We start from the raw sequence: 935 nt of genomic DNA, 5'->3' as shown, positions 1-935 counted from the left end.
AAATAAATATATATCAAGATTTCATAAATCTATTGAGAAAAGTTTTGGTATGGAATCAGAACTTTTAAAGATTATATTTATAACTGATACATATTTTGTTAATGAAGATTATAAAGATTGTTTTTTTAAAAAAAGAGTTATTGGAATGTCTAATGACAAACCTATTTATATAGGCGGATTTGATATTAAAGAAAACAGACCAAAGGTCATGTTTAAAGGATATGAGGCGGGAACCATATTTTTAGTTAGGAAAAATGATGATAGTCTTGAAGATATAAAAGCCGAATTGAATAAGTTAATTGGTGATTCAGTATATGAAGGCTTTGGAAAATATATTATTATGGGGGGAGAATAATGGAGGAAAAGAAACCGGATGCTTTAGTAATATGCTCCACGTTAAATCAGATTACAAATTATTTAGTTATAAAAGAATATATGCCTGAAAAGGTATATAATATAACCTTTAATGAAAAAGTTCATAAGATAATGAATAGCAATATTAAGTTTGATGATTGGGATGAGCAATTAAAGAAGGTATGTAAAGAGAAATTAGGGATTTCAGATTTTACCGATATAATTTTAGAAGATAGTGGTTTTTATAATATTGGAGATATAGTTGATAAAATAGATGATGAAATTGATGAAGATGACAAAAGAACTATATACTGGGATATAACAGGTGGACAGAGGCTTGTGGCTATGGCTGTCGCAAAGTTCATTAAAAAGAGAAAAAATGACAAGTGGCTTTATATAGAGGGAAATATTGAAGAACTTTTAGTCTATGATAATAAATTAGAAGAATTAGAGGAAGAGATTGACTATGGAAAAGAAGAACTGACTTTTAAAGAAGTTTTTAATCTTACAGGATTTAAGTGCAATGATAAACTTTCATCAACTAATATATTAGATATAAATAATAAAAAGATAAATGATGT

Annotated in this window: 1 protein-coding gene and 1 pseudogene; both read left to right on the top strand. The window is 27.0% G+C overall.

Annotation, left to right across the window (positions count from 1 at the left end; genetic code table 11):
• On the top strand, window positions 1-355 hold a 355-nt coding region (locus J5G60_RS18495; RefSeq protein WP_279237964.1), incomplete at its 5' end, for a type III-B CRISPR module-associated Cmr3 family protein.
• Window positions 355-935 (top strand): annotated as a pseudogene (locus J5G60_RS18490) (hypothetical protein); the annotation flags it as partial. The gene J5G60_RS18495 and the pseudogene J5G60_RS18490, both read left to right, overlap by 1 nt.

This window comes from Clostridium sp. HV4-5-A1G, from assembly GCF_900184915.1.
Taxonomy (GTDB): domain Bacteria; phylum Bacillota; class Clostridia; order Clostridiales; family Clostridiaceae; genus Clostridium_B; species Clostridium_B aromativorans.
The sequence above is the reverse complement of the archived record's forward strand: the minus strand, read 5'-3'. Positions and strand labels throughout refer to the sequence as shown.